At 41.3% G+C, this 20,041-nt stretch carries 16 protein-coding genes; 10 read left to right on the top strand and 6 right to left on the bottom strand.

Translation table 11 applies throughout. The features are described from left to right. Positions 1–56 precede the first annotated feature (56 nt). Positions 57–1,919, top strand: a complete 1,863-nt coding sequence (locus tag C727_RS0102025) for a sulfatase-like hydrolase/transferase (protein ID WP_017443955.1) — start codon at positions 57–59, stop codon at positions 1,917–1,919. Between the two features lie 53 nt (positions 1,920–1,972). On the opposite strand, the gene glmU is transcribed toward C727_RS0102025, so the two are convergent. Both glmU and C727_RS0102015 read right to left on the bottom strand, forming a co-directional pair. Next, complete coding sequence (gene glmU, locus C727_RS0102020) at positions 1,973–3,349, bottom strand: bifunctional UDP-N-acetylglucosamine diphosphorylase/glucosamine-1-phosphate N-acetyltransferase GlmU (RefSeq protein WP_017443954.1); 1,377 nt, start codon at positions 3,347–3,349, stop codon at positions 1,973–1,975. A gap of 19 nt (positions 3,350–3,368) precedes the next feature. Beyond that, positions 3,369–3,941 (bottom strand): hypothetical protein, encoded by a 573-nt coding sequence (locus C727_RS0102015; RefSeq protein ID WP_017443953.1) that lies wholly within the window; start codon positions 3,939–3,941, stop codon positions 3,369–3,371. A gap of 197 nt (positions 3,942–4,138) precedes the next feature. Here C727_RS0102015 and C727_RS0102010 point away from each other — a divergent pair, with 197 nt between their 5' ends. The 6 genes from C727_RS0102010 to C727_RS0101985 all read left to right on the top strand — a co-directional run bounded on the left by C727_RS0102010 (position 4,139) and on the right by C727_RS0101985 (position 9,929). Next, positions 4,139–5,050: a hypothetical protein gene (locus tag C727_RS0102010; protein WP_017443952.1), complete on the top strand. Its 912-nt coding sequence runs from the start codon at positions 4,139–4,141 to the stop codon at positions 5,048–5,050. Then, positions 5,050–5,886, top strand: coding sequence for a hypothetical protein (locus C727_RS0102005; protein WP_017443951.1), 837 nt, complete (start codon positions 5,050–5,052; stop codon positions 5,884–5,886). The genes C727_RS0102010 and C727_RS0102005 overlap by 1 nt, the downstream gene beginning before the upstream one ends. Then, positions 5,883–7,016: a hypothetical protein gene (locus C727_RS0102000; protein WP_017443950.1), complete on the top strand. Its 1,134-nt coding sequence runs from the start codon at positions 5,883–5,885 to the stop codon at positions 7,014–7,016. The genes C727_RS0102005 and C727_RS0102000 overlap by 4 nt, the downstream gene beginning before the upstream one ends. Continuing rightward, on the top strand, positions 7,017–8,147 hold the full coding sequence (locus C727_RS0101995) for a hypothetical protein (protein WP_017443949.1): 1,131 nt from the start codon (positions 7,017–7,019) through the stop codon (positions 8,145–8,147). Position 8,148: 1 nt separating this feature from the next. After that, positions 8,149–9,021 (top strand): hypothetical protein, encoded by an 873-nt coding sequence (locus tag C727_RS19675; RefSeq protein ID WP_017443948.1) that lies wholly within the window; start codon positions 8,149–8,151, stop codon positions 9,019–9,021. A 131-nt stretch (positions 9,022–9,152) separates the two neighbouring features. After that, a complete protein-coding gene (locus C727_RS0101985; RefSeq protein WP_017443947.1) occupies positions 9,153–9,929 on the top strand; it encodes a sulfite exporter TauE/SafE family protein in 777 nt (258 codons plus the stop codon). A gap of 3 nt (positions 9,930–9,932) precedes the next feature. Here C727_RS0101985 and C727_RS0101980 read toward each other — a convergent pair whose 3' ends face one another. Then, positions 9,933–10,709 carry a 3-keto-disaccharide hydrolase gene (locus C727_RS0101980; protein WP_017443946.1) on the bottom strand — a complete coding sequence of 259 codons (777 nt, stop codon included), beginning with the start codon at positions 10,707–10,709 and terminating at the stop codon, positions 9,933–9,935. A gap of 200 nt (positions 10,710–10,909) precedes the next feature. Here C727_RS0101980 and C727_RS0101975 point away from each other — a divergent pair, with 200 nt between their 5' ends. Both C727_RS0101975 and C727_RS0101970 read left to right on the top strand, forming a co-directional pair. Beyond that, complete coding sequence (locus C727_RS0101975) at positions 10,910–14,290, top strand: DUF7133 domain-containing protein (RefSeq protein WP_081579160.1); 3,381 nt, start codon at positions 10,910–10,912, stop codon at positions 14,288–14,290. Positions 14,291–14,292: 2 nt separating this feature from the next. Further along, entirely contained in the window at positions 14,293–15,168 is an 876-nt protein-coding gene (locus C727_RS0101970) for a sugar phosphate isomerase/epimerase family protein (RefSeq protein ID WP_017443944.1), read from the top strand. Here the strand turns inward: C727_RS0101970 and C727_RS0101965 are convergent. After that, positions 15,165–17,075, bottom strand: coding sequence for a DNA topoisomerase III (locus tag C727_RS0101965; RefSeq protein WP_026052510.1), 1,911 nt, complete (start codon positions 17,073–17,075; stop codon positions 15,165–15,167). The genes C727_RS0101970 and C727_RS0101965 overlap by 4 nt on opposite strands. A gap of 203 nt (positions 17,076–17,278) precedes the next feature. Here C727_RS0101965 and C727_RS0101960 point away from each other — a divergent pair, with 203 nt between their 5' ends. After that, the gene (locus C727_RS0101960) at positions 17,279–18,544 is read left to right on the top strand and encodes a sensor domain-containing diguanylate cyclase (protein WP_202803552.1); all 1,266 of its coding nucleotides are present in this window, start codon (positions 17,279–17,281) and stop codon (positions 18,542–18,544) included. A 91-nt stretch (positions 18,545–18,635) separates the two neighbouring features. Here C727_RS0101960 and C727_RS0101955 read toward each other — a convergent pair whose 3' ends face one another. Both C727_RS0101955 and mutY read right to left on the bottom strand, forming a co-directional pair. Next, the gene (locus C727_RS0101955) at positions 18,636–18,908 is read right to left on the bottom strand and encodes an oxidative damage protection protein (protein ID WP_017443941.1); all 273 of its coding nucleotides are present in this window, start codon (positions 18,906–18,908) and stop codon (positions 18,636–18,638) included. Between the two features lies 1 nt (position 18,909). Further along, positions 18,910–19,986, bottom strand: a complete 1,077-nt coding sequence (gene mutY, locus C727_RS0101950; protein ID WP_017443940.1) for an A/G-specific adenine glycosylase — start codon at positions 19,984–19,986, stop codon at positions 18,910–18,912. Positions 19,987–20,041: the final 55 nt, after the last annotated feature.

The following is a 20,041-nucleotide window of genomic DNA, read 5'->3' as shown; positions in this document are numbered from 1 at the left end:
TTTTGGTGATTGTTGACAATAATTTGATATCAACTTTTTCCGATACTGGAGTGCTTATGAAAACTTACTTGGCCGGGATAGCAGCATTAACTGTTTCTATGACAGTAGCAGCTAAACAACAGCCCAATATTTTATGGATTATTACTGACGATCACAGACCTGATTCAATTCAAGCCTATAACAGAGCCACCACGGGCAAAGATCATAGTGAACTTGGTTATGTTTCTTCGCCAAATATTGACAAGTTAGCAGAAGAGGGCGTTTTATTTACTCGAGCGTATAACCAGTCGCCTGCCTGTGGCCCATCAAGAACTTCGATGCATACCGGCCGTTACCCGTTTCGTAATGGTAAATATGCATGGGAAGCGACCCATCAGCAAGCTGACTTTACGCGGCCAGCCATCTCCCAACAGTTGTCTAGTGCAGGTTATGGTACAGCCATTATTGGTAAACAACATTTAGGTATCAGCGTATACCCGGGTTATAAGGGTAAAATTTTTGATTTTGATATTGAGTTTAACCGCGACTTGCATGCAAATGGTTTAGGTGGTTTACACTCAACTGGTGCATATGGTTTAAAAGATTCGTTGTTGTTGCGCCGAGATGCTACTGAAACGGTCAATTATGCGAATGGTGAGAGCATTACCTATACTATTTCAAAAGCTGATCGTTTATTAAATGACGAAGAACAAGCGATTAAACAAAAAGTAGAAAAAGAGTTTGATATCTTACGGGCGTATACTCGCATTAATAAAGGGTTGATACTAGGTGGTGAAAACCCTCAACCAGCAGACAAAACAGTCGATGCATACATTGTAAAAGCGTTCGAAAATTACATTAAAAACAGTGATCGCGAATATCAATCTAATTTTGGTAAAAAACTCACCGGGGCAAACTCAGACAAACCTTTGTTTGTTAATTTAGGTTTCCATCTGCCGCATACGCCTGTATTACCACCGAAAAAATTCCGTGATATGTTCAAAGATAAGGTATATGACTTGCCTAAGTTTGATACCGAAGAAATGTCGACCTTTGTTCCTCAGCAAATGCAAATTTTTAACGAATCTAAAACGCATGCTATGACGGACGCTGAAAAGCAACAGGCAATTCGAGATTATTATGCATTTACTGCATTTGGTGATCATTTAATTGGCCAAGCAGTGAAATCATTTAAAGAATATTCTGAAAAACAAGGTCGTGATTATTTAATTGTATTTACCGTTGGCGATCATGGTTGGCATTTAGGTGAGCAAGGCATAATGGCTAAGTTTGCGTCATGGAAACAATCGTTAAATGGCGCTGTTATTGTCGCAGGATCTGATACTAAAACATTTCAGCCGGGCAAAGTGGTTGATAAGCTTGTTGAGTATGTGGATTTTGCACCAACTTTCATGGCAGCCGCTGGTTTGGATTTAACACAACCTGAATATGACTATTTAGATGGTACTGACTTGGCTGTGGTGGCAAATGATAAAAAGTTTCGTCGTGATTATATTTTAGGTGAAATGAATTTAGTCAGTGGTCACAGAGCTTATCTACGTAGTAATGAGTTTGCGTTTTCGATGCGCAGTAGAGATCGCAGAACACCTGCCAAAGCGCCTTTGTTAAATGATGATATTCGCTGGGCGTTAGAAACGCATCCATTAAAAGCAGAGATGGCATTATATGATTTGCGTAAAGATCCAGATGAACGCAACAACCTAGCTTACACTTTAGAGTACAAACCACTGGCTGAGTGGTTTAGAAAAAAACTAGGTAACATAGTTCTAGGTGATGGACGGGTAGAGATGGATTGGTCAACTGAAAATAAATATAACCTGAGCAATTTTGCCGCTGGCGCTGATGATAAAAAGTTAGAGATCCCAGCACAGCTAATTCCGGATATTCCGTTAGATAGAGTGCAGCGTCCTAACTATTAAGTAAAACAGTATTAAAAAAGGCCGCTAATGAGTGGCCTTTATTTTTGTTGCGGTTATTTCGCTTTTTTCTGCGGCCGTTGCCAGCCGGTTATGTGGCGTTGTTTAGGTCGTGCAATCACCAAGTCATCTGTTTGAGTATCTTTGGTAATAGTAGAACCTGCACCCACTGTTGTGCCTTCAGCGAGTGTCACTGGGGCAACCAAAGCCGAATTGGAACCTACAAATACTTTGTCTTCAATAATGGTTTTAGATTTGTTGGCACCATCATAATTACAGGTAATAGTACCTGCACCTATATTGACGCCTGAGCCTATTTGGCTATCGCCTAGGTAAGTCAAATGGTTGGCTTTTGAACCTGCCGCGATTTGTGTATTTTTAGTCTCAACAAAGTTGCCAATATGAACACCGGATGCAAATTCTGAGTTTGGTCTAATGCGCGCAAAAGGACCAATAAAACAGCCGTCAGCAATTGTAGATGACTCAATCATACTATTGGCTTTAATGTGAGTATTATCGCCAATTTTACAGTCTTTTAAGATACAGTTGGCATCAATTTGCACATTGTCACCAAGTTCTACCTGACCTTCAAAAATAACATTTACATCAATACGCACATCTTTGCCGGCAGTAACTTGGCCTCGAATATCAACTCGATCCGGATCGGCTAGACTAACCCCCTCAACCATCAAAGCTTCAGCTTGATTGCGCTGATAAATACGTTCCAGGGTTGCTTGTTGTAGTCTATTATTCACACCTTCAACTTCGTAACTACTAGTTGGTTGGGCGGTTGCCACAGGGTAGCCTTGCTCAGCACACATTTTTATAATGTCAGTTAAATAATATTCGCCTTGCGCGTTGTCGTTATTTAACTCAGCTAACCAAGCTTTGAGTAGTTTACTGGGTGCTGTTAAGATGCCGGTATTGACTTCATTAATTTGCTTTTGCTGATCGTCGGCGTCTTTTTCTTCAACGATGGCAGCCACATTGTTTTCACTATCGCGAATGATACGGCCATAGCCTGTCGGGTTTGCTAAATTAACGGTTAACAAACCTATGCCTTGGGTCGGTGCGGCCGATAATAGGTTTTCTAATGTTGTACGGCTGATCAATGGCACATCACCGTACAAAATTAATACTTGTTCATCATCGCTTAAATGAGGAACCACTTGCTGCACTGCGTGACCCGTGCCAAGTTGTTCAGCTTGCTCTACCCAAATCAGTGACTCGTCGGCCAGTGCCGATTTTAATTGTTCGCCACCATGGCCATAAATGGCGATAATTTTCTCACTCGCAGGCAAAGATGCGGCTGCGTCAATCACGTGTTTTACCATGCTTTTTGCGCCAATGGTATGTAACACTTTGGGTTTATTAGATTTCATGCGGGTGCCTTTACCCGCAGCTAAAATCACACTGGTTGTCGATAAAGACATAATGCTCCCTGTTATTTTTTTAATTGCTTAACCGCTCGATCTCTTTAGCAAGATCTTGTTGTGCTTTATAAGCTTTAAATTCTTGATATAAAAACTTTTGATCTTGTGGATTAATATCTACGTTAGCGGTAGACACCAATTTGTCTAACATAGCTTGGGTTTGTGCTGGGCTGAGTTCCATCTTTGAACACACCTGATCAACACCGCCAATTTGAATGATGTCTGTTTTTACAACCCGAGCCCCATTCAAGGTTTGCTGGGTAATTTGTTTGCTTACTTGGCTAAAAACATTGCTAATGGAAGATTCGTCATTGGCATCGGTACGCGCAGCGTAAGTTTTGTCCATAGCTTCAATTTTGGTTGAAATTTGCTGAGCCAATTCCACACGAGTGCTGGCAGCAACCATTTTTGAGTCAACGGACAAATTACCTGAATAACGCACGCAGTCGGTTGCCGCTAAACCACTATCCGACGTTGGGTTTAACACCCAATCTGGGATTTGATCTGCAACTGGAGAACTTTGTGGGGTATTTGAACAGGCACTTACTAATAGCGCCACACTGCCGGCAGCCAAGAGTTTATAAACTTTCATATAACTTCCTTATGTATTGTAACTGGGTTGGCATGATAACTTGTTATCTTGCTATAGATACGCAAAGCATGTGCAATTATACTTTAAAAGTAAAGTTAAAAAATGACGACAGATAGGCTTGTTATCTATTTAAGTAAACTTTAAGGTTAGCGTTAAAGCTTTTGGTGTCTCACAAACAAAGTATCATGGAGTGAGTTGTGCGTTTAATTTGTCTTGTTTTGATTAGTTTGTGCAGTATTTTGGCCTGTGCCCAGTCGGCAAAAGTGCCGGATTTTGTGGCCCAACCGGTAGCGGATAGCGATAGCCATTTTGTAACCTATGGTGCAGGTACAACAGAAACGCTGGCAACTAAAGATGCTTTGGCAAAATTGAGCTTACGCTTAAGCTCGCAGGTTAGTGCCAAAGTATACACCTTGTTAGCGCAAACAGGGCAGGGACAAAAAACTAATCAGCAGCAAGGTTATTTAGAACAGAGCGAACAAATCGCAAGGCGATTTACATTTAATAATTATCAACAAATAAAAAAACAACAATTAGACGAACAAGTATACGTTGTATTAGCCGTTGAACGGCGCTCATTTTTTGCTTCGTTGTTGCAACAAAGTGAGCAACGGCTGAATACTATCGTTCAATTACAGCAGAGTAGTCTCTCACAAAAGCAAACCGCACGATTAGCACTGACACAATTTGAACTGGCCGCAATCGCGGCGCAAATTTATGCCGACGCAGCGTTGTTAAACGCGTTTAATTATCCTAATCAACTACTCACTGAGCATAAAAATGCTTTGCAGCGGGCCCAGCAGGCAGCGGCAAGCTACGACTATGAATTTGTATTGCCCCCTAAGCTAAATTTTTTAAATCCGGCTTTAAAAAACTATCGCCAAGGGGTTGGTTTTACCGCGGGTCAAGCGCCGGTGCGAATATTTATCACAGGTGCATTATTAAAAGGCCAAGTTAACCAGCAAGATGCCACTAAAGTGAGCTTTCAATTGCATTGGCTTAACCCGCAAGGACAAATGCAGCCATTTAGCCAGGTCATTGAACTAATTGGTCGTGGTGAGCAAGCTAAATCGCAAATTTTGACTCAATTGGTCGAGCGAGGGCTATAGTGAGAGCCGTTTTATTATTCTGTTTAATTGCAATCCTAGCGGCCTGTAAAAGCACAGATGTTGCTCAATTTAGAGCAGCATTACAGCAAGCTGCAGATAACATGAAACATCCGCCAAATAATAAAAAATCGGCGAACCAATCAGTCGCAGATAGCTTTGTATTGATGGCGGGTATTCGTTACTTTTCACCGCTAGAAGAAAATATGATCCTCGCGAACGAGCATCAGGTTACGGCCCCCGAAGATTTTAGCGAGTTGTCACGAGACGAGCGTGAGCAAGTATTAGAAAAAGACATTGAAGCCATGGGCACTGCGATATTCGATATTTCAAGTACCTTTAATAAAATTCAGCAAAGCACTAGTTTATATGCGCGGGAGCAATATCAACTGGTATCCCGTTATTCAGAGATTGCGCGTTATCACAGAGATGTACAGTCGTTTTTGAAAGCAAACGAGGGCAAATCAAAAGAAGAAATTGCACAAGCAGTAAAGCAGTTTGATCAAGGCGCCCGCACCAAAGCAGAAAAAATTGGTCCTAAACTAGCTGCTTATGAAAAAGCGAATCAAAAAATTTTTAGCTCAAATGCTAAATTAACCGCGTTAATTGGCCTGCAAGTGACCGAAGTTGCCGCTGCCATCAGCCGTGATGCAAGTGTATTTTGGGCAAACGAAGGCACCCAAATGTTGCTGAATTTGGGAAAGCTGCAAAAAGCAAGTCAGTTGATGCTTAACCGCCTCACTGTGGCTGAAAATGCAAACCAATTGATAGCAGATGACAAAGCCCTGATTGAGGTCACTCAGCAGATCCAGCAGCAACAAGATGCGAGGATAAAGTGAACAGATTTTTAAAGTTAACGTTTGCCGCTTTGGTATTAGCTGGCTGTGCTTCTAAAGCTAAAATTGAATATCCCAGCGAGCAGACAAATAAAACAGATAACCAAGTGGCTTCTAGCCGTTTGCAATATGCGAAGTCACCTTGGCAATTTGATGATAAAGACATTGAGGTTCCTGCTTATTTTGCCACTCAAAGTCTTAAATATTGTACTTTTGAGCGTAACAACGAAGATCCTCGCTGCCCGCTTAAAAAACCCAGCATCCGAGTGTATTTTGATGAAAACCTGGTGGTTGATAAAGATCAGCAAACCAGTGCGTTAAATCAAATTAATAATCAGCAACTGACCAATATGTTTGAAAACCTAGTGGCTGGCATTAATCGTTTTCGAATCATTACCCAAGATCAAGCAAGCTTGCAAAAAGAGCTAGAAATGCAACTTAGCCAGGATCCCGCCGCGGCAGCATTAAAAAGAGCCCAGCAAAAAGCCATTTTACCGGACTATCTCTTAAAAATAGATACCTTAAAAGCAGCCGATCGGTTTTACGCAGAATATAACGGCGTTGCTCGCTATCGGGTTGAGCTAACAGCATCTGTTTTAGATCCCTACACGGGTGAAAAAATGCCGTCTCCTAATATAGGTGTGATCCGAGTTGAGTCTAATCAAGTTCGTGAGCCGGATGAATTAGTTTTTACCGAAGTATCTGGGCGCTACTATTCGGGTTTTAATTATAGCGATCAAAAAAACGTCTTATCGGTTGTATCAGATATGATCAGCAGAGGTTTTAGAGTCTTGTTAACGCGCTTGTTAACCGAGCTACCAGCTTCCGGGCAAGTATTAGCCGTTAATGGCAATCAAATATCAATCGACAGAGGACAAAATGCAGGCATTTTACCAAAAGAAACTATGATAGTGTTTCGCTACCAGGCTGGTTTTGTGCAGCCTATTGGGGTTGCTGAAGTGACGCCAGCTAAAAACTCCTCGCTAGGCCGTATTGTTAAATGGAAAGATTCAAAAGTTGCGAAGCAAGTGCTACAGCAAGCAAAAGATACTATTTATCAACCAGCAGACAATGAAAAACTTTATGTAGTCAGTGTCGGAGCGCCCGAAGATTACCTAACAAACAGGTTATAAATGATTAAGCAGATATTATCGGCCGCGGTGTTATTCGCGGTGACCCTAACAAGCTTAGCAGACGTTGCAGTGACTGTGACAGATGACGCTTTGATATTGAACGATCAGGTTTGCGAATATGGTCGCGGGCGCACCGTTGCTGACGAATTAGAGCGGCAGATAGTGCTGAATTTTATGCAATTTTTAACCCGAGATAACCTGCTAAAAGTGGCCGAGCAGACAGCTAAAACGAAGGATCTGATCGCGGCGATTAAACCTGAAGCTGTGCGTGATGCGCTGGTCAATAATCAACTTGCTTTAAGCAATCAAAAAACTTTTTTTCAAGGTTCTGACACTTGTTTAATGGCACAACTGGTATTAAGTCCAGCTAATATGGTACAGACTGAAACGGAGAACGGGGTATGGCAGTTGCCCGAAGTATTATTTGTATATGCACAAGGTCAGGCACGGATAGAAAATCCGGCTGCAGCGTATGCAGCACAGCAAGATGCTGTTATTAATGGGCTGCGTAAAAGTCTCAATCTAATTGAGCAAAAATCGCCTGAGATTTTGAGTTTTTTAAAACAATACCAGCAAGCTGAGTTTAACGCCTTAGCGACACAAGCTTTGGCCGAACAAGATCTTTCGGCTTTATTAATAAGCCAACAAAGCTTGTTGAACTATCAAGATGAAAAAAACGTATACAGTCACCTATTGGTCTCAATTGGTAGTAATGAGCTAAAACAAAGGTTTTTAGCTATGATTAATACCGTGGCTGAGAGCCAGCTGGTATTGCAAGCCAGCCCGCTCAGTTTGCAACAGGCGTTGCGTCAATTATTAACAAAACAGGGCATAACAATTACAGAGCAGCGGCAAATGGGGCGTTTGCAGCTAACAGCGAATAGCAAAATGATTTCGGTCAGTCGCGGCTACCAAGCTTTGGTGGAACTACAATTGCTGGATGACAAGGGGAATCAACTTTGGGGTTGGCAAAACCAACCTTCGTTGATGACTGTTTCTAATAATACAGATAGTCAACTTCAGCAATTATTAATGGCGCATTTATCACTGCCCGACAATCAACAGACAATTATTCAGCAACTCGATCAGGCGTTGTTTAGGCAAGCCTTAAAAAATATAAGCAGGGAATAAAATGAAAAAATTAACGATAGCGAGCTGTTTATTAGCCGCCTTAGCGGGGGGGCAAACAGTGACTGCTCAAGCAGCTTCTAATGACCAAATTTATACTAAATTGCTCGAAAAACTAAAAAAGAGTTATGTGTCGTTAATGATCACCGAACGTCAAACGGAACATTTACGGGATAGCTTTTTGCAGTGTCAGCAAAAAGAAGTCAGTTTTGAGCAAAAACAGCAACAATTACAACAGCAACTCGATCGCCAACAAAGTATTTTTAATAGCGCCAACTCATCTGCCGAGATGCAAATTGCAGAGCGCGAAAAAATGGCACTTGAAAGTAAACAAAAAGATTTAGATAAAAGACGCCAAGAGTGTAGTAGCTTAAATGAAAATTTTGCTTCGTATGAATCTGAGTTAAAAAAAGAAGCTGCGTATTACCAGCACGAAACCAGTACCATACAAGATAAAATAGTTGAGCACCTAAGTACCCGCCATTTAGTGTTAGCGCCTAGTATGTCTCAAAGCATCGACTATCCTTGTCAAGACGATAACCAGCAAGCCTGTTTGACTAAAGCAACGAATGCAGCGGTCAATCAAATTAGTTTGCAACGTACCGCCCAACGGTTAGCCGGAACTGAGTTTTCTGAGCATTTTAGCCCAGACAGTTCGGTAAAATTAACTGAACCTGAGAAGTTTGCGCGTATTAAAGTCACAGATGCTGAGTATCGAAAAACAGACACTGGCCATTTGTACAATGTCACTGTCAATGCAAGGTTTAAAACGCAAAGCCAGCAGCAACAAAATGAGCTAGATAGCCTGCGAATTGAAGCGGCTGTTGAAAAATATTTACAGGCTCTAAAAAAGAAGTTTAATGCGAATGGTCAATAGTGTAACAGAGTAAAAATAAGTATAAAAATGGCTCAATTTGAGCCTTTTTGGCTTTTCATTACTGAGTTGCTAATATAAAATCGCGCGCCTCGTCAAATAGACTTAATCAATCGTTTTAGTGGAGCCTAAGGGTGTCATTTTTAGCAGTAGAACATATTACCCTCACCCTTATCTTTTTGAGTTTAGGCGCGTTATCTCAAACTTTAAGCGGTTTTGGTTTTGGCCTGATTGTAGTTGGTGGTTTTACACTATTTGACTTATTGCCGCTCACCTCGACCGCCTTTTTAGTCAGTGTTTTAGGTTTTATCAATTGTGCGGGTGCTTTGTTTAAAGCAATCCATCAGGTCAACAAACAAGTTATGCTGACCTTGTTACTATCGATGACTCCGGCTATGGCATTGGGTTTTTATTTATTAGAATTTTTATCTATAGAGTTTGAAGTCTGGCTAAAAGTAGTTTTGGGTTTATCTATTTTAGCTTGCTGTTTGAGTATGTTGTTGAAAAATCACCAACATGAATATCAAAGCAAACAAAGCCATTTTGCTATTGCTGGTGGGTTAGGCGGTATTCTTGGTGGTTTATTTGCAATATCTGGGCCGCCGCTCGTTTATTTATGTTATAGACAACCTTGGACGTTAGTCACTTTGCGCAGTACTCTGCTGGCCGTATTTGGCATTACTGCGTTGCTTAGGATCGGCATGGTGGGGTTTGGTACTTGGCCAGATCATAAAACGTTGGCAACCTTAGCGATTGCTCTACCCGTTGTACTTATTATGACCAGCTTAGGCAATAAACTGGCTAAGCTGGTTTCAATGCGCATGGTGCGTGGTTTGGCCATTATCCTACTGACTATTTCTGGCTGCTCACTGTTATACACCAATGGCATTCGTTTAGTCAGCGGCAGTTAAAAATTATAAAGGTTTAACCTCGATCGATTTAAATTGTGTTGGGTGGGTTTCGGCTTGAATACTAATATACCCGCTGGCCATCGAAGTACCCTGATATATTTTTTTGTATTTGTCTTCAACAGCTTTTTCTAATACAGGCTTTTGGTAACTCATAACCACTTCACCATTAACTTTGTGAATGAGCTTTTCACCACCATGGACTTCTACTTCAACCGTGACCCATTGATCACCATGGAAAGTTTTAGAGTCAGATTCTAAACAATGAGTAGTCACTCGTTTATCTTTAATATGAATATCTGAACCCGGTGTGCATAAATTGGCTGTGCTACGGGGGTTTTGCCCATCCCCACCAAGCAGTTGAACTTCGATGCTGGTCGGAAACTTTTGTTCTATAGACATAGTTTCGGGGGGTTGCGAATGCAGCATTAAACCATTATTGCGAAACGCCCAGCTATACTTTTTTTTATTAGTGACTTGCTCGCCAATAAAACGATAAGTCGCACGGATAACGTAGTGAGAATAGGGGGTTTTGTAAAACAGATGACCAAAGTCGTCATCAAATCCGTCCCAATTTGAATAATCTACCGTTAATAAGCCATCAACAACTCTGAAAGTATCTTTATAATTTTCGCCGAGAGGGTGGCCTGCAAATTTAGCCGTCCAGCCATCGAGTGATTTGCCGTCAAAAATAGGTATCCAATCTGTATCTGTTTTTTGCGCTTCAGAGCAAGCCGATAAAGTTAGACAGAGTAGAGCACAAAAGCTTGATTTTAGTTGCATAAGTATTCCATTGTAGCAATATTGTTAGCAGTATATTAATTCCGTTTTGGTAAAGCCTGCAAGTTAGAATCATATAAATTCGCCAATAAAATATAAATAACGCCGAATTTGTTCTATTTTTAACTGAATTAATACTATAGGTTTTCATCTTTTATACATAGCATTAGCTAAACCCATAAAGACCGAGAAACAAATTGCAAATGAAAAAATCACTGTCAGGGATTACTTTGACTTTATGTATGGCGTTGCTGACTGCACCGAGCAGTGCTCAAAACCAATATCAGATAGCGGCGGAAAAACGCCTTAAAAATGTCTCTTTGGCCGATGACTTTAAAATAGAGCTTTGGGCTGATCAGTCGCTTACCCAAAACCCCGCATATTTTACTTTTGATAGCCAAGGGCGGATCCTGGTTGGTGAAATTAGCCGCATTTATAAAGGCGTAGATGATGTTCGTCAGTTTTCTAAAGCAATGACGTTGGATGATATACATATTCAAACTTTAGCTGATAGGCTAGCTATGTATAAAAACCACCCTGATTTTAAAGATTTTTCGGTATATAGCAGTGCCTCAGATCAGATTCGGATAATTGGCGATAACAATAATGATGGTAAAGCTGATTGGTCTCAAGTTTATGCAGATGGATTTAACGATCCTCTAGATGGCTTAGCTGCAGGTTTGATAGAAAGGAACGGGGAAGTCTATTTTACTAACATTCCCAACTTATGGCGGTTAACGGATAAAAACCAGGATGGTGTTGCTGATGATCGTGTGGCTTTGCATACTGGGTTTGGCTTGAGTGTTAACTTTATGGGTCATGATATGCATGGTTTGACTTGGGGGCCCATGGGACGACTATATTGGAGCATTGGCGACCGTGGTTTTAATTTGACGACAAAAGAGGGTAAACATCTTTACGGCCCAAATGTTGGTGCGGTTTTTAGAATGCAACCGGACGGTTCAGATTTAGACGTTTTTTATACAGGTTTGCGTAATCCGCAGGAACTTGCATTTGATGCATATGGCAACTTAATTACCGCGGATAATGATGGGGATCATGGAGATTTTGAGCGTATCAATTACCTGATTGAAGGCGGTGATTCTGGTTGGAGACGTGGCCATCAAAATATTATGAGCTTTACCAAAAGGTTAGCGCTGCGTTCATACCAATATACGGGCAACGCGTCAGTGCCGACTGCATGGTTGAGTCATGATATGTCACTACCAGAAAATGATTTGCAGCCTGAGTTTATGTTACCAGGCATTCAGCAGTTATTTGTTGGTCCATCGGGTTTAACTTTTAACCCATCGGCCTATTTAGGAGAAGCCTATCGAGATCACTTTTTCCTTTCATTTATGGTTGGCTCGCCAGCTAACTCATTTGTTTCTACTTTTAAATTAGAACCAGACGGGGCTTCGTTTAAAGTCCCTGAGGTTAAGCGTTTTTCGGGCGGTATTAATGTGCCTGATTTAGAGTTTGGTCCAGATGGCCGCTTGTATATGTCAGAGTTTAACTATGGTAGTTGGGAGCAACAGAATGAAGGGTCGTTTATGGCTGTTTCACCCGCTTCACCAACAGCCGAATATCTGCAAACCAATAAAAAATATGCAGAGATTTTAGCCTCTGATTTTAAACAAAAAGACTTTGCTGAACTTAGTTTATTGTTAGCTGAAGACCAGCGCACCATTCGCCAGCGCGCGCAATTTGAAATGGCACGACGGGGTGCTGCAGCGAGTCAGCATTTTAAACAGTTAGCTTTAGATAAAAACGCCAATCAATTTGCTCGTATCCACAGTCTTTGGGGTTTAGGTCAGTTGGTGTTACAGCGGGATTTAAAAGCAGCGGACATTCGTTTTATACAAGATTTGATTCTCTCTGTTGATCCGCAAATTAGAGTTCAGGCGATACGGGTACTCTCTGAAGTTGCAGCAAAATATGCCTATCAAGATTTTATTAATGTGCTGAACGACGATTCTGCACAGGCGGCTATGTATGCAGCATATGGTTTGGCTAAACTAAAAATGCCAGCAGCTGTGCCCGCGATTATCAGTAAAATTAGAGCAGTGGGTGATGCCGATTTATGGTTACGACATGCTCTTGTAATGGCATTAGCCAACATAGAGCAAAGTGCTTGGCTTAACTATGCAGATGATAAAAATAAATCTGTTAGGCTTGCGGTTTTGTTGGCGCTGCGTAAGCTGAAAGATCCAAAAATAGCTCAGTTTTTAACAGATACTCATGCAAATATCCGCAATGAAGCCATATTCGCGGTAGATGATTTAGCACTTGAAGCCTTATACCCACAAGTGGCAAAGCTGCTTGATGCCAATTTGCCTGCCGGTAATAAAGCAGAGCGCTTTATCCATAGGCGTTTAATTAATGCTAACTATAACATAGGCACTCAAGCTGCCGCGAAGCGTTTATTGCATTACGCTGCCAGCCCACAGTTAGCGGACGAGTTAGCGGCTGAAGCATTGGCTGCCATCGAAGGTTGGCATCAACTTAATCCAATAGACACAGTGACTGGAGAGCCGAGCTTAGCAAGTGCTGAGCGGGCCGACATCAGTGACCTTATCAAACAAAATTTAACGTCGGTGTTAAACACTGTGAGTGGTCGTGCTTTGGTGCAAGCAATGCGAATTGCTCAAGCGAATGAGTACCAGATGGATCATGAATTATTGGTAAATATTGTTAAAAATACCGCAGCGACTAATGCGATCCGAATGCAAGCATTAGATACATTAAATGATAATGCTTATCCACAAACATTAGCGATAGCACAAACTTTGATTAGTGAAAACAACCTGGCAATGGTTGCAAAAGCTTTTACTGTGGTCTTACAGCAAGATCCTAAACAGGCTCTTAAATTAGCGGCTGAGCAACTGAAATTCGGCTCTGTGTTACAGAAAAAAGCGATTTTATCGAATTTACCAACTCAAGCTAATAACGCAGTCGATCAAGCACTGAACATGCTGCTTCAAGCTTTGCAAAGTGGACAATTGCCTAGCGAGATCATGTTAGAAGTTGAAATAGCAGCCGAAAAAAGCCAGTCAAATTTAGTGCAACAAGCGTTTAAAAACTATCAAGAGCATTTGGCATCGTTAGATTTGCAATCCCAATACCAGGCTAGTTTAAAGGGCGGAGATGCCAAACTGGGGGAAGAGTTATTTTTTGGTGGGGGTGCGGCGCAATGTATGCGTTGTCACAAAATAAATCGTCGTGGAAGTTCTGATGTTGGTCCTAATCTTGGCGGAATCGCCAGTCGCCACGATGATGGTTATTTATTGCGGGCTTTGATTGAACCAAGTGCTGATATAGCGCCAGGATTTGGCAACTTTACTTTGCAATTAAATGATGGACGTAGCGTTAATGGTTTATTTATTAGCGAGAGTGAGCAGCAAATAGTATTGGCCGATAAAAAAGGACAAGCGCACAGCTATTTAAAAGCCAATATTAATGACATACAAAGGCCCGTTTCAGGCATGCCGCCAATGGGATATTTATTAAATAAAACGCAAATTCGGGATTTAATGGCGTATTTGCAGACTCTTAAAAAACGCAAAAAAGGTGGTGGACACTAGTTATGAAATTTTTACAATCAAGTTTAATGGCAGCCGTTTTCATTTTTCTGCAAGCCTGCTCAAATGCTGACGAAAGTGGCAATGAACAATCACACACTCCGTCACTCGATGTGCCGCCGATATCGGTTCAGTTATGGTCGGTCAGGCATGCAGTTAAAGCCGATTTTGAAGGTAGTTTACGAGAGATCGCTAAAATGGGTTTTGATGGGGTCGAGTTTGCCGGCGATTATGGGCCTTATGCAAATGATCCCGCGGGTTTAAAAGCCTTTTTAGATTCTATCGGTTTGCAAGCCAGCGGCGCACATATTGCGACCAAAATTCTAACTGGGCCTGAGCGCCAAAAAACGTTAGATTTTTTAAAAACGCTTGGGATTGATCTAATCATGATCCCTATGGATTCTCGAGCATTTAACCCTGACAAAATTGACGCATTTAGTGAACTATTAACTCGCTTAACAGCTGAGTTAAAAGCGCAGGGTTTTATTTTGTCATACCATAATCATGCACAAGAATTTGCTGACTTTAACGGTGCGACTTTCTGGGACTATTTAGCCAAAAATACACCAGAAGATATGGGTTTACAGCTTGATGTTGGTTGGGTTAATTTTGCTGGCAAAGATCCAATCAGCTATGTTAAACGTTACCCAAACCGAACGTTGGCAACTCATATAAAGGTACGATCACCTAACAATAACGCCAAAAATGTTATTATTGGACAAGACAATTTTGATTGGGCCGAGCTCGTTAAAGCGGATGTTAAATATGGTGGCACTCGCTGGTTAGTGATTGAACAAGAAGAGTATCCAGAAGGCATGACACCGATGCAATCCATTAAAGCCTCTCGGGATGGTTTTGTTGCCCAATTAAAAAGACTTTAAGCTCTTTTTTTCGGCTTAAAATTGCGGCGGCGTTTTTTGCTCGCCGCTTTACCCTGACCCCGCAATGTCGAAAAGTTGGCTTGAGAAACCTCATCTAGCAGGGTTTTCAATTGGTTAGTAATAGTATTCATAAACTCTGGGTAAGCATATTTTTGATTGCAAATTGCTTCCAGTTTATTTTCCCATATCGCTGTCATATCAGGCTTAGCAACACTTTCAGGGAGTGCCCTGATCACACTTTTACCGACTTCGGTAGAATATATATCTTTGTTTTTACGAATTAGGTACCCTCGTTTAAACAATAACTCTATGATGCCAGCGCGGGTGGCTTCGGTGCCAATGCCGTCGGTATCTTTTAAAACCTTTTTAATGTCTGCTTGGCTGACATAACGGCTAATTCCAGTCATGGCCGCCAGCAAAGTAGCATCGGTAAAGCGTTTTGGTGGCGTTGTTTGTTTGTCTAAAACTTCTGCATGTTTGCAATTAACCGGATCGCCTTTTTTGACGTTAGGTAAGTTGGCAATTGAGGTCTTTTTTTCGTGATTTGATTGATAGAGTTGCAGCCAACCTGCTTTGATTAAGTCTTTTTGTTTTGCTACAAATAGACCACCTTCAACTTGAGTATCTATTTGTTTTTCACTGTATTCGGCAGCTGGGTAAAATTGGGCAAGATAGGCCCGTGCAATTAAAAAATACACATTTTTTTCATGCTGATTTAATGTCACCTGACCAGCAGCGCGACTGGTTGGAATAATGGCATGGTGCGCGGTCACTTTTTTATCGTTCCAAGCCGCTGATTTAAGGGTGAGATCTGCCTTTAACACTGCTATTTTTAAAGCTTCGTTTGCCGTTTGAATCGCTGCGGTGACTGTCTCTTTATCAGCGCGGTGGGCACTTGGCAAGTGGCGACAATCTGAGCGTGGATAGGTAATAAGTTTATGTTTTTCGTACAGGCTTTGGCAAACATCAAGAACTGTTTGGGCACTTAGAGAAAATACTTTTCCAGCTTCTATTTGTAAACTAGAAAGTGCATGTGGCAACGGCGGAGATTTACGACTATTTTTTTTAATCTGGTGGACAATAGTGCCAGCTTTTCCAGTTATTCTGGCAACCACGGTCTCAGCAAGTTTGCGGTTTAAAACACGGCCTTCTTCATCCATATAAGGCTGACAAGCGTCACTGGGTTTCCATTTTGCTTGGTATTCTTGCTGCTTTGCTGTTGCAAATGTTGCGACTACTTCATAAAAAGGCTTGCTAACAAAATTGTCAATTTGGGCATCGCGATCAACGACTAAACCCAATACAGGTGTCTGCACACGACCGATTGACAAAACACCCTGATAACCAAAGTTTTGCCCTTGGAGTGTGCACATACGGGTCATATTCATGCCGTAGAGCCAATCAGCACGGGCGCGGGCAAGCGCAGAAGTGGCTAACGCTTTAAACTCCGAATTGGCTTTTAACTGGGCCAGTGATTTTTGCACCGCAGTTTTGTTTAAATCACTAATTAAACAGCGCAGGGCTGTTTGTTTTTGATGCTGGCTGGCGCCGCAAAAGTTTATGACCTCGTCAACTAAAATTTGTCCTTCACGGTCAGGATCACCCACATTAATAATAACTTGTGCTTGTTTAATAAGCTTTTTTACAACATTAAATTGTTTTTTTGTAGTGCTTTTTACGGTTAATTGCCACTGTTCAGGAATAATAGGTAAGTCCTGCTTCTGCCATTTTTTGTATTTAGGGTCGTAAGCATCGGGGGCGGCTTGCTCAAGCAAATGACCTATACACCAGGTCACAATATCGCCGCCGCTAAGTTGAATATAGCCGTCATGTCGTTTGGCGCTACCGGGCAGCGCATCGGCTAATGCGCGACCTAAACTTGGTTTTTCAGCGATATATAACTGCATAAACAAAAATAAAAAGTTAAATGTCTATTTTAACTGTATACCTGTACAGTTTCCATATCTATTTATTGTCGATCAGCGTGGCTTAAAAGGCATCAGTGTTTGTTTAGAGTTGTTTAAAGGTAAATCTCGGCTATATTATTCTAATAAAGATTATATTAAATAAATGCCTAAAATAAGTAGTAGAGGGTAACATGGAAAACAGGGTGAACGATTTACAGGTTTTTGTTAACGGACTTGCATCTAGTGTTGCAATCATAAAAAAAGATAAAACCGAACAATTTTTTATTACCGCGTGCAATGAGTTATTTTTTGATATGGTAGGGGGGCGCCGCTCTGTCTTGCGTGAATTTCCGTTTCCGTTAGAGTCTGTTATTCCTAGCTATACACGCCGAGACTTTATTCAAAAAGTGCGTGAGTGTTTTGATACAGGTGAAGCGCTGGAGCTTGAACAGGCTTATGATTTAAAAGACAGTACTCACTGGTGGCGATTATCACTAAAACCCTTTCACTTTGGTAATAATTCTGATGATGTAAATGGAGTGATGATCACTGGCTTAGATATTACCGCCAAAATCTTGTTACAACATCAATTAGAAGTCAGTACCTCTCGCTTCAGGTCTGTGGTTAATGCTGCTTATGATGCGATTGTCACCATTGATCAGCAGCATAGAATTACATTGTTTAACCGTGCTGCTGAAGATTTGTTTGGCTATTCGCAAGATGAAGTATTGGATCAGCCAATCGAAAAAATTATTCCGATGGAGTATCGTAAAAACCACTCCGATTATATTCATAAATTTGCCCGCTCGCCAGTTCGTTCACGGCAAATGGATGAACGTAACCGAGTATATGGTTTGCATCAAGACGGCTCTAAAATCCCAGTTGAAATTGCGATTTCAAAAATCAATGTGGATGGCTTATTAGAGTTTACTGCCGTCATTCGCGATATTACCGACCGGGTTCATTTAATGGATCTGTTAGAAAAACAAGCTGCAACCGACCCTTTAACCGGGTTGCCAAACCGACGTGAATTTACGGCATTGTCAGAAGACTTTTTGAAAGAAGATCGCAACTTTTCGCTACTAATAATGGATGTAGATAAGTTTAAATTGGTCAATGATAATTATGGCCATGATGTAGGGGATGAAGTGCTGCGCGCGCTCGCCAAAGTTGGCTGTGACACAGTACGGCATAAAGATGTATTTGCCCGTTTAGGCGGCGAAGAATTTGTATTAGCAATGCCAAACACAGATCTAGAACAGGCAAAAGCGATGGCTGAACGATTGCGAAAAATTTACGCCGACAAAGATTTTGACTTTGATTGGCAAAACGAAGCTGTGCCTTTTACCGTGAGCATAGGCGTTGCTGCTTGTGAGGGGCCAAATGACTCACTGGCTAACATGCTAAAACGAGCCGACATTGCTTTATATCAAGCCAAAGAAACAGGTCGAAATAAAGTAGTCTGGTAAACAGGTTAACGCGGATAGATAGCCTGCTAAACATGCTTAACAGGCTATCACAAATGGCGGCCAAACTTTTATTGTTGGCCGCTAGAAAACTTTATTTTTCTGGCGGTGTATAACCTTCAATTTCAACATCTTTGCCTTCAAATAAAAAGCCCTGCATTTCTGCTTCTAAAAGTTTTCTATCGTCTGGATTCATCATATTGAGCTTTTTTTCGTTAATCAGCATGGTTTGTTTTTTTTGCCATAATCCCCAAGCTTCTTTCGAAATATTATCATAGATGCGTTTGCCCAATTCTCCTGGGTACATCTGAAAATCTAAGCCGTCAGCTTCTTTTTTTAAAAATTCACAATAAACAGTTCGTGACATGTTAGGTTTCCTCTGTTTGCTGATTTGTATCAGTGTCTGCCAGCAAGTCTATTAATTGCTGCGCAGGTCTGCACAAGCCAAATTTAAATGGTTTAAAAAACGGGTGCCACAGATCATCAGATTGATTAACTTGCGGCTTTATTTGCCCAGTTTCAACTAATATTGCCTGAATATCTAGATGATAATGAGTAAAAGTGTGTCTAAAGGTTTTAAAAGTTTTTATCTGCTGGGTTGTAACGTTAAATAATCGCTCAATTTCACTACTGGTTAGTTGCCGGTCTGATTCAGGAAAGCTGTACAGCCCCCCCCAAATTCCACTTTGTGGACGTTTATTTAAAAAGATATTTTGTCCATCTTTAAGTAAATACATAAAGGTATTTTTAACAGGTTTTTCTTTTTTAGGGCGCGGTTTAGGGAGCACTTTTGTCAGTTTTTGGGCAAAAGCCTGACACTTGTTTTGTAGCGGACACTGCTCACATTTAGGTTTGCTGCGCGTACAAACTGCAGAGCCTAAATCCATCATCGCTTGGTTAAAATAAGCAACGTCTTTAACGGGTGTAACTGATTCACTGAGCTGCCATAATTTTTTTTGCATGGCAGTGCTACCGGGCCACTCAGTAATGGCAAAATAACGGCACAATACCCGTTTTACGTTGCCGTCTAAAATTGCATATGCTTGATTTTCGGTTAACGATAAAATAGCCCCAGCGGTTGAACGGCCAACCCCAGGTAACGCAAGCACCTGTTCAAACTGATTTGGAAATCCTTGATGTTTTTCGACAGCAACTTTTGCAGCTTTATGTAAATTGCGGGCGCGGGCGTAATAACCTAACCCACTCCAGAGATTTAAAACTTCGTCTTGTTTGGCATTGGCAAGTGCAGCGATATTTGGAAAGCGCTCAATGAAACGATTAAAGTAAGGAATAACAGTAGTCACTTGGGTTTGCTGCAACATAATTTCTGATAACCAAGTTTTATAAAGTGACTTTTGTTGCTGCCAGGGTAGGTGCTTTCGGCCATTTTGGTGGTACCAAGTGACCACTCGTTGGGCAAATTCTGTGGTGTGATTTAGAGTCATAAAGGCAATAAACGAGCTAAGTCCTATTTTACTCAGAACTTAGGTATAATCAGAG

The organism is Gayadomonas joobiniege G7 (genome assembly GCF_000300815.1).
Lineage (GTDB): Bacteria > Pseudomonadota > Gammaproteobacteria > Enterobacterales > Alteromonadaceae > Catenovulum > Catenovulum joobiniege.
The sequence above is the reverse complement of the archived record's forward strand: the minus strand, read 5'-3'. Positions and strand labels throughout refer to the sequence as shown.

What these genes read in the sequence shown, in the direction of transcription:
- C727_RS0101955 (WP_017443941.1), bottom strand. Translation starts at nt 18,908, where the DNA reads ATGTCACGAACTGTTTATTGTGAATTTTTAAAAAAAGAAGCTGACGGC.
- C727_RS0102025 (WP_017443955.1), top strand. Translation starts at nt 57, where the DNA reads ATGAAAACTTACTTGGCCGGGATAGCAGCATTAACTGTTTCTATGACA.
- C727_RS0101965 (WP_026052510.1), bottom strand. Translation starts at nt 17,075, where the DNA reads ATGCAGTTATATATCGCTGAAAAACCAAGTTTAGGTCGCGCATTAGCC.
- C727_RS19675 (WP_017443948.1), top strand. Translation starts at nt 8,149, where the DNA reads ATGAAAAAATTAACGATAGCGAGCTGTTTATTAGCCGCCTTAGCGGGG.
- mutY (WP_017443940.1), bottom strand. Translation starts at nt 19,986, where the DNA reads ATGACTCTAAATCACACCACAGAATTTGCCCAACGAGTGGTCACTTGG.
- C727_RS0101980 (WP_017443946.1), bottom strand. Translation starts at nt 10,709, where the DNA reads ATGCAACTAAAATCAAGCTTTTGTGCTCTACTCTGTCTAACTTTATCG.
- glmU (WP_017443954.1), bottom strand. Translation starts at nt 3,349, where the DNA reads ATGTCTTTATCGACAACCAGTGTGATTTTAGCTGCGGGTAAAGGCACC.
- C727_RS0101970 (WP_017443944.1), top strand. Translation starts at nt 14,293, where the DNA reads ATGAAATTTTTACAATCAAGTTTAATGGCAGCCGTTTTCATTTTTCTG.
- C727_RS0101995 (WP_017443949.1), top strand. Translation starts at nt 7,017, where the DNA reads ATGATTAAGCAGATATTATCGGCCGCGGTGTTATTCGCGGTGACCCTA.
- C727_RS0102015 (WP_017443953.1), bottom strand. Translation starts at nt 3,941, where the DNA reads ATGAAAGTTTATAAACTCTTGGCTGCCGGCAGTGTGGCGCTATTAGTA.
- C727_RS0101975 (WP_081579160.1), top strand. Translation starts at nt 10,910, where the DNA reads ATGAAAAAATCACTGTCAGGGATTACTTTGACTTTATGTATGGCGTTG.